The organism is Pseudoalteromonas sp. MMG007, from assembly GCF_018100985.1.
In the GTDB taxonomy this organism is placed as follows: Bacteria; Pseudomonadota; Gammaproteobacteria; order Enterobacterales; family Alteromonadaceae; genus Pseudoalteromonas.
On the sequence record NZ_JAGJEI010000002.1, the window covers coordinates 401,427 to 407,426 of the forward strand.

Annotated in this window: 7 protein-coding genes and 2 tRNA genes; 5 read left to right on the forward strand and 4 right to left on the reverse strand. The window is 36.0% G+C overall.

What is annotated here, in order from left to right; translation table 11 throughout:
* Nucleotides 1-127: 127 nt before the first annotated feature.
* Complete coding sequence (locus J8L71_RS05595; RefSeq protein ID WP_210999643.1) at nucleotides 128-1,420, reverse strand: NCS2 family permease; 1,293 nt, start codon at nucleotides 1,418-1,420, stop codon at nucleotides 128-130.
* A gap of 118 nt (nucleotides 1,421-1,538) precedes the next feature.
* Between J8L71_RS05595 and J8L71_RS05600 the strand changes: the two genes are divergently transcribed.
* From J8L71_RS05600 to J8L71_RS05610, 3 genes are all read left to right on the forward strand, one after another.
* A complete protein-coding gene (locus tag J8L71_RS05600; RefSeq protein ID WP_210999644.1) occupies nucleotides 1,539-2,003 on the forward strand; it encodes an SEL1-like repeat protein in 465 nt (154 codons plus the stop codon).
* A gap of 280 nt (nucleotides 2,004-2,283) precedes the next feature.
* A complete protein-coding gene (locus tag J8L71_RS05605; protein ID WP_210999645.1) occupies nucleotides 2,284-2,718 on the forward strand; it encodes a SulA-like leucine-rich domain-containing protein in 435 nt (144 codons plus the stop codon).
* Between the two features lie 38 nt (nucleotides 2,719-2,756).
* A complete protein-coding gene (locus J8L71_RS05610; RefSeq protein WP_210999646.1) occupies nucleotides 2,757-3,236 on the forward strand; it encodes a YchJ family metal-binding protein in 480 nt (159 codons plus the stop codon).
* Nucleotides 3,237-3,269: 33 nt separating this feature from the next.
* Here J8L71_RS05610 and J8L71_RS05615 read toward each other — a convergent pair whose 3' ends face one another.
* The 3 genes from J8L71_RS05615 to J8L71_RS05625 form a co-directional block, all read right to left on the reverse strand.
* Entirely contained in the window at nucleotides 3,270-4,187 is a 918-nt protein-coding gene (locus J8L71_RS05615; protein ID WP_210999647.1) for a diguanylate cyclase, read from the reverse strand.
* A gap of 382 nt (nucleotides 4,188-4,569) precedes the next feature.
* The gene (locus tag J8L71_RS05620) at nucleotides 4,570-4,872 is read right to left on the reverse strand and encodes a DUF6172 family protein (protein ID WP_210999648.1); all 303 of its coding nucleotides are present in this window, start codon (nucleotides 4,870-4,872) and stop codon (nucleotides 4,570-4,572) included.
* Nucleotides 4,873-5,090: 218 nt separating this feature from the next.
* Complete coding sequence (locus tag J8L71_RS05625) at nucleotides 5,091-5,618, reverse strand: VC2046/SO_2500 family protein (RefSeq protein ID WP_210999649.1); 528 nt, start codon at nucleotides 5,616-5,618, stop codon at nucleotides 5,091-5,093.
* 112 nt (nucleotides 5,619-5,730) lie between these two features.
* On the opposite strand from J8L71_RS05625, the gene J8L71_RS05630 reads away from it, so the two are divergent.
* Nucleotides 5,731-5,815: transfer RNA gene (locus J8L71_RS05630), tRNA-Tyr, on the forward strand.
* Between the two features lie 49 nt (nucleotides 5,816-5,864).
* Nucleotides 5,865-5,949: transfer RNA gene (locus tag J8L71_RS05635), tRNA-Tyr, on the forward strand.
* Nucleotides 5,950-6,000 lie beyond the last annotated feature (51 nt).

A 6,000-nucleotide genomic window follows, 5' to 3' on the forward strand; every position in this document is an offset into this window, starting at 1 on the left:
TTTGCTAGATAATATATGGTGTTATTAAAAGCGATAACTTATCGACTATTTATATCCATGCTACAAATATTAAAAAACCCATACAAAGCAATTTGTATGGGTTTTTTATCATTACCGTTTTATTCTATTATGATAAGAACGCAAATTTGATAATAAATAATGCCGTCAAAACCCACACGCTAATGCTAATTTGATCCTGTTTACCACACAGTACTTTAACCGCAGTGTAAGATATAAAGCCAAGGGCTATACCATGTGCAATCGAAAAAGTAAGTGGTGTCATTAAAAGTACTACCGTAACAGGAATTGCATCTGTCATATCATCCCAATTTACAAACTTTAGGTTTTGTAGCATTAGTACAGCAACGTACAGTATTGCACCTGCCGTTGCATATGCAGGTACCATTTGTGCAAGGGGCGCAAAAAACATCATTAATAAAAAGCATATACCAACAACCACAGCCGTTAAGCCTGTACGCCCACCAACAGATACACCCGCTACGGATTCAATATAAGACGTTGTAGTTGAAGTACCAAGCATTGCTCCAGCAATTGTTGCAGAACTATCGGCACTTAAAGCACGACCTAAACGCGGCATATTACCTTTTTCATCTGCAAGTCCCGCTTTTTGTGTAACAGCAACCAAAGTGCCCGAAGTATCAAATAAATCAACAAACAGAAATGCAAAAATTACACTTAGCATAGACAGCTCAAAGGCAGCAGCAAAATCTAGTTGCATAAAAGTAGGCATAATTGAAGGTGGCATAGCCATAACACCATGGTATTCAACAAGCCCTAAACTTAACGCAATGCCAGTTACTAATAAAATGCTAATGAGTACACCACTTTTGAAATCACGATATAAAAGTCCTGCGATAACAAAAAAGCTCAATATTGCTAATAATGGACCTGCTGATGTTATATCACCTAATTGAACAAGAGTGGCAGGACTTGCGACAATAATACCCGCATTTTTTAATGCAATTAACGCTAAAAAAGCGCCAATACCTGTTGCAATAGCTCGCTTTAATACCAGAGGTATAGCGTTAATAATCCACTCTCTGACTTTAAAAAGGCTTAAAAGTAAAAATATACACCCCGACATAAATACAGCCCCTAATGCAGCTTGCCAGGTATAACCCATACCTAATACAACACCATAAGTAAAAAAGGCATTGAGCCCCATACCAGGCGCCAGTGCTAACGGGTAATTTGCCCATAACCCCATAATAAAACAGCCTATTGCAGCAGCAATACAGGTAGCAACAAATGCAGCCCCTTGGTCCATTCCGGCCTCAGCGAGCATGGCTGGATTTACAAATACAATGTAAACCATAGTGATAAAGGTAGTAAGGCCAGCCACGCATTCACGTTTAACTGTTGAGTTATTTTCGCTAAGTTTAAATAAGGCTTCGAACATAATAAGCTTGTAATAGTAAAAAGTAGTCAGATTTTATCATAAAAATAATCTTTAACAGGACATTTTACTTTGCGATATACTAAACTATCGAAGCAACTAAAATAACAAATGAATCAATATGCTTAAAACAACACCCAGCGGGCACGACCTAGAACAACAGTTAGATAATATTTTAGGCTTTGTTACTCAACCTGATCACAACCCAGCAGTAGCTAATGCTAAAAAAGATGAACAAAGCACACTAAATAAAGCGCTATATTATTTAAAAAATAAGCAACCTCCATTAGCTGCAAAATGGATGCGCCTAGCGGCAATGGCTGGTAATCAGAGAGCTCAGTTTTACTTAGGATTATTTTTTGTAAAAGGTGAAGGCGTTCCACAAAGTGTTTTTCATGCGGCGGCTTGGCTAAGTCTTGCTAGCAGCCAAGGTTATGAGCCCGCTACTGCTGCAATTAACGACCTAAGAAAGCATATAGAAACTAAACGGTTAAAAGATGCACAATGCTATGCCGCAAGTCTATATGAACAAATTCATCAGCTACAGTACGCACAGCTTATTCCTAATGATCCACAAATCGATTAATCTATTGTGTGCTTAATACTGTATAGAGAATAAAGCACTGTATAAAAATGACTATTCCTACCCAACATAGCTCCTTTAAAAGATTAGCAGATATAAACATTAAAACACGGATAGAACACAGATAAAAAAGCTTAAGGTATTGTTTTATTTATCTTATTTTAAATTTCAATAAATAAAACTGAATAACTGTACAAATAAATAGCAAATATAGCTTGCACGAAAGCACTGTATAAACTACTGTATACGCATACTGTATAAAAACCCAGTGAGTGAGATATTTATGTTACAGCCTATTACCGTAAGAACAGTTAAAAGTTATAAGCAAGATGATAAACGTGATTGTGTAAACTTAATCCAAATCGAAGATGAGATTTCGGCAACGTTTGAGCTTTTAAAAGTGCTGCACCATTATAATAGTTCTAACGCATGGACATTATTGATCGCTCCTGATCACGTTCCTAGCAGAGCCTTGCTCGACTCGTGCTCTATTGATACAAGTAAGTTGCTAGTGATCAGACAAAAGCACCTAGTAAACTTGGAATATGTTTTAAGTTCTGCGTTGAATAACGGTAATTTTGCGGCTGTAATTACTTGGACAGACATAGTTAATAACCAATTGCTTACCCATCTTTCTTTAGATTTAACTAAAACGGCAACAAAGTTATATTGCTTTACAAAAAATACGACAACGACAGAGATACCACTTGCTCAATAAGCTTGATAAAATAATGTTTTAAATTCTGTATTGTTATTATGACCTCATCAGACACCACCCTATGTTTTTGCTGTAGTGGGCTTAGTTATGTCCACTGCTGCAAACCTTTTCATGTAGGCGCAAAGCAAGCTGCGAGCCCTGAACAATTAATGCGTTCTCGCTACAGTGCTTATGTAATGAAAAATGCAAAGTATATTTATCTTACTTATGCATCTGAAAAACAACCTGAAAATCCTATAAAAGAAATTAAAGATTTTGCTGAAAGTTGCCGGTTTATAGGCTTAGACGTAGTAAGTACAAATCACGATGCCACTCAAGGAAAAGTTGAATTTAAGGCACATTACTTTTATCAAAACTTATATTGTGAGCTTCATGAAGATTCGCAATTTATAAAAGAAGACGGTAAATGGCGTTACTTAGACGGGGTTATATTCCCAGTAGCTGATATTAAAGTGAGTAGGAATGATAATTGCCCCTGTGGCAGTGGTAAAAAATATAAAAAGTGCCACAGTGTATGATCATTATAACAAAAGTCATAATTTAAACCGGAGCTAAAAACAAACTTGGTTACGGCCTTTAAACTTAGATTTATACATTTTTTCATCTGCTAACTGTAATGTATTTTTACTGTTTTCACGTGTTTGTAATGTTGCACCACCAATACTAATCGTTACAAATTCATGCTCTGAGTGTTTATGTAATATACCAAGTTGTATTACATTATTTTTTATTTTCTCTGCTACAAAATTAGCCCCTTTACTACCTGTATAGGGGAGTACAACAACAAACTCTTCCCCTCCAAATCGTGATACAAAATCTGTAGGGCGTTGTAAACTTTTAGTAATTGTTTGGGCAACTAAGTTTAAAACCGTATCACCCTGTAAGTGACCATAAATATCATTGTATTGTTTAAAGTAATCAATATCGATTAATAGCAGTGCGCAGTCTGCATTTTCACGTAGTGCACTTTGTTCTATTTTTATAAAATGGGTATCAAAGTAGCGTCTGTTATAAATTTGAGTCAAGTCGTCAATAAACACTTTTTGATTAAGTAAATCATGTTGAGCTTTAATCATTAAATGGGCCCTCACCCTTCTAAATAATGTCTCTGGATTTACCGGTTTTTTTATAAAGTCTACGGCACCCGCTTCCCAACACGCTTCCTCTTCACTTTCGAGTGATGTAATAAATATAACTGGGATATCTTGTGTTTCGTACGTATTTTTTAGTCTTAAGCAGGTTTCTATTCCATTAATTCCCTCTAAATTAATATCTAATAAAACGATATCAGGTGGTTCTTTCTTACATAGTTCCATGGCCTCTTCACCACTTCTAGAAGTCACAACATTAAATCGTTCAGCCAAAGCTTTTCTTAATATTATTAAGGTTAGTAGTTGGTCTTCAACAATGAGCACCTTGGAGCTTTTTAAACTTAGTTTTAATGCATGATTGGAGTAATTTATTGGCATAATTTGTGATATTAATTTTTATTATTCTACACACACTATAATACTGCTTTATGTTATGCAAATGTAAAAAACAATTGAAAGTAAGTAGTTTAAAAACTGTTTTTGCGTTTAGTCGTGAGCTTTTGCTGATTCACTTAATTTTAAACCATAATAGCTAAGGCAACCCAGTTAAGTAACACCGCCCACTATGCTTAAAGAGGCTATGCCCTGTAACTAAGCATTTATATTTTATATAAGCTATAAGGGGAGGTTGTAATACGAGCTATTTATTAGGAGTTTGCTTACTTTTAAAAATATAAAATATATAGTTATTAATAGCAGAAACAAAAAATGAGCCTTTGAGGGCTCATTTTGTGATTTACAAATTAGTTAAAACTAACTTTTACTCGTCATCATCAAGGTCTAACTGTTGACGCTGTGCAGGGCGAGCTAAAATCTCTACATAGAAAGAAGTTAAGCCTTGCTTTTCAATTTCGCCAATTTGGTTATTTAATTCAGCAACATGCACAACTTGTGCTTCTTCAGCTGTATTACCAAACTTACAGTCAAATGCCCAATAATCAGCATCTTCAGGAAGCGTCTTGTTACGCTCCCTTTTCAAATATTTTTTCACTTCATGCTTTGCAGCATCAACCATACGAGGGTATTTGATTTTCTCGTGATTTAGCGTGAATATTTTCTTCATTACGTTCCTAATTACCTTGATTTAATGATAACGGCATTTAATGTCATACCATTTGGTGCCATTATAGCAATTGCTCTGAATTTTTGGATGCTTTTTTTTAATTAAATCGATTATTAGACTTTTTATAAAGTAAAGCGCGAGTAAAGTGTATTTAGTCTGCTTTTTATTACAAACATATTACATAGTTAATGCACATTACCTGATGTGGTAATTCAACGTTAAACAGCTATAAGATGAAGAGGCTGATGTATAGTATCGTCATTTAAGCTATCGTAAAAAGCACCGGCATCTATAGGCGGGTTTGCCAGTTGCATATTTTCGTTTTTAATACGTCGCCTAACTGACAGCTCGCAATTATCTAATATATTAAGTGGCACATGCTTGTCATCATCTCTAATTGTAAGTGGCTCAGGTTTTAAGTACTGATTTAATTTAATGCATTTCATGCCGGTCTGCGCACCAAGCTCTGAGATTAAAGAGCTATTAAATTGCCCTATCAACATATCAAACTTCTCAGGGGCTAATGGTTGCTTAGGGCCTGCACCAAATTCCTCTCTTAGGGCTTCCTCAGATGTGGCTAAATTTTCAATTTCTGTTTTTGGCAGATGAAATTGACTGAAATCTAATACATCATGCGAGAGCATTGCTAATAAAAGTGCAAATTCGTCACGGCGATTTTCATGCACACTTTTATTAAGCTTGCTCTTAAGCTGACTTTCTGTGATTAACAAATCATCGATTTGCATAGACTTTAGCCGATTGTAGTAAGTGATAGATATTTATCGGCTTTATTTCAATTTTCTTTAGCTTTTTTCTTTACTTAAATCCGAAGTTTGCTATTATCAGCGCCGTTGCATTGGAGGGGTTCCCGAGCGGCCAAAGGGATCAGACTGTAAATCTGACGGCTCAGCCTTCGCTGGTTCGAATCCAGCTCCCTCCACCACTTTTCTTACCGCTAAGTTAAGTGGGGCCAAATGTAACAAAAATAGTGTGGAGGGGTTCCCGAGCGGCCAAAGGGATCAGACTGTAAATCTGACGGCTCAGCCTTCGCTGGTTCGAATCCAGCTCCCTCCACCACTTCTTTTTATTCCTATATTCCTATATTCCTATATTCCTATATTCCTATAT

What these genes read in the sequence shown, in the direction of transcription:
- J8L71_RS05595 (WP_210999643.1), bottom strand. Translation starts at nt 1,420, where the DNA reads ATGTTCGAAGCCTTATTTAAACTTAGCGAAAATAACTCAACAGTTAAA.
- J8L71_RS05600 (WP_210999644.1), top strand. Translation starts at nt 1,539, where the DNA reads ATGCTTAAAACAACACCCAGCGGGCACGACCTAGAACAACAGTTAGAT.
- J8L71_RS05605 (WP_210999645.1), top strand. Translation starts at nt 2,284, where the DNA reads ATGTTACAGCCTATTACCGTAAGAACAGTTAAAAGTTATAAGCAAGAT.
- J8L71_RS05610 (WP_210999646.1), top strand. Translation starts at nt 2,757, where the DNA reads ATGACCTCATCAGACACCACCCTATGTTTTTGCTGTAGTGGGCTTAGT.
- J8L71_RS05615 (WP_210999647.1), bottom strand. Translation starts at nt 4,187, where the DNA reads ATGCCAATAAATTACTCCAATCATGCATTAAAACTAAGTTTAAAAAGC.
- J8L71_RS05620 (WP_210999648.1), bottom strand. Translation starts at nt 4,872, where the DNA reads ATGAAGAAAATATTCACGCTAAATCACGAGAAAATCAAATACCCTCGT.
- J8L71_RS05625 (WP_210999649.1), bottom strand. Translation starts at nt 5,618, where the DNA reads ATGCAAATCGATGATTTGTTAATCACAGAAAGTCAGCTTAAGAGCAAG.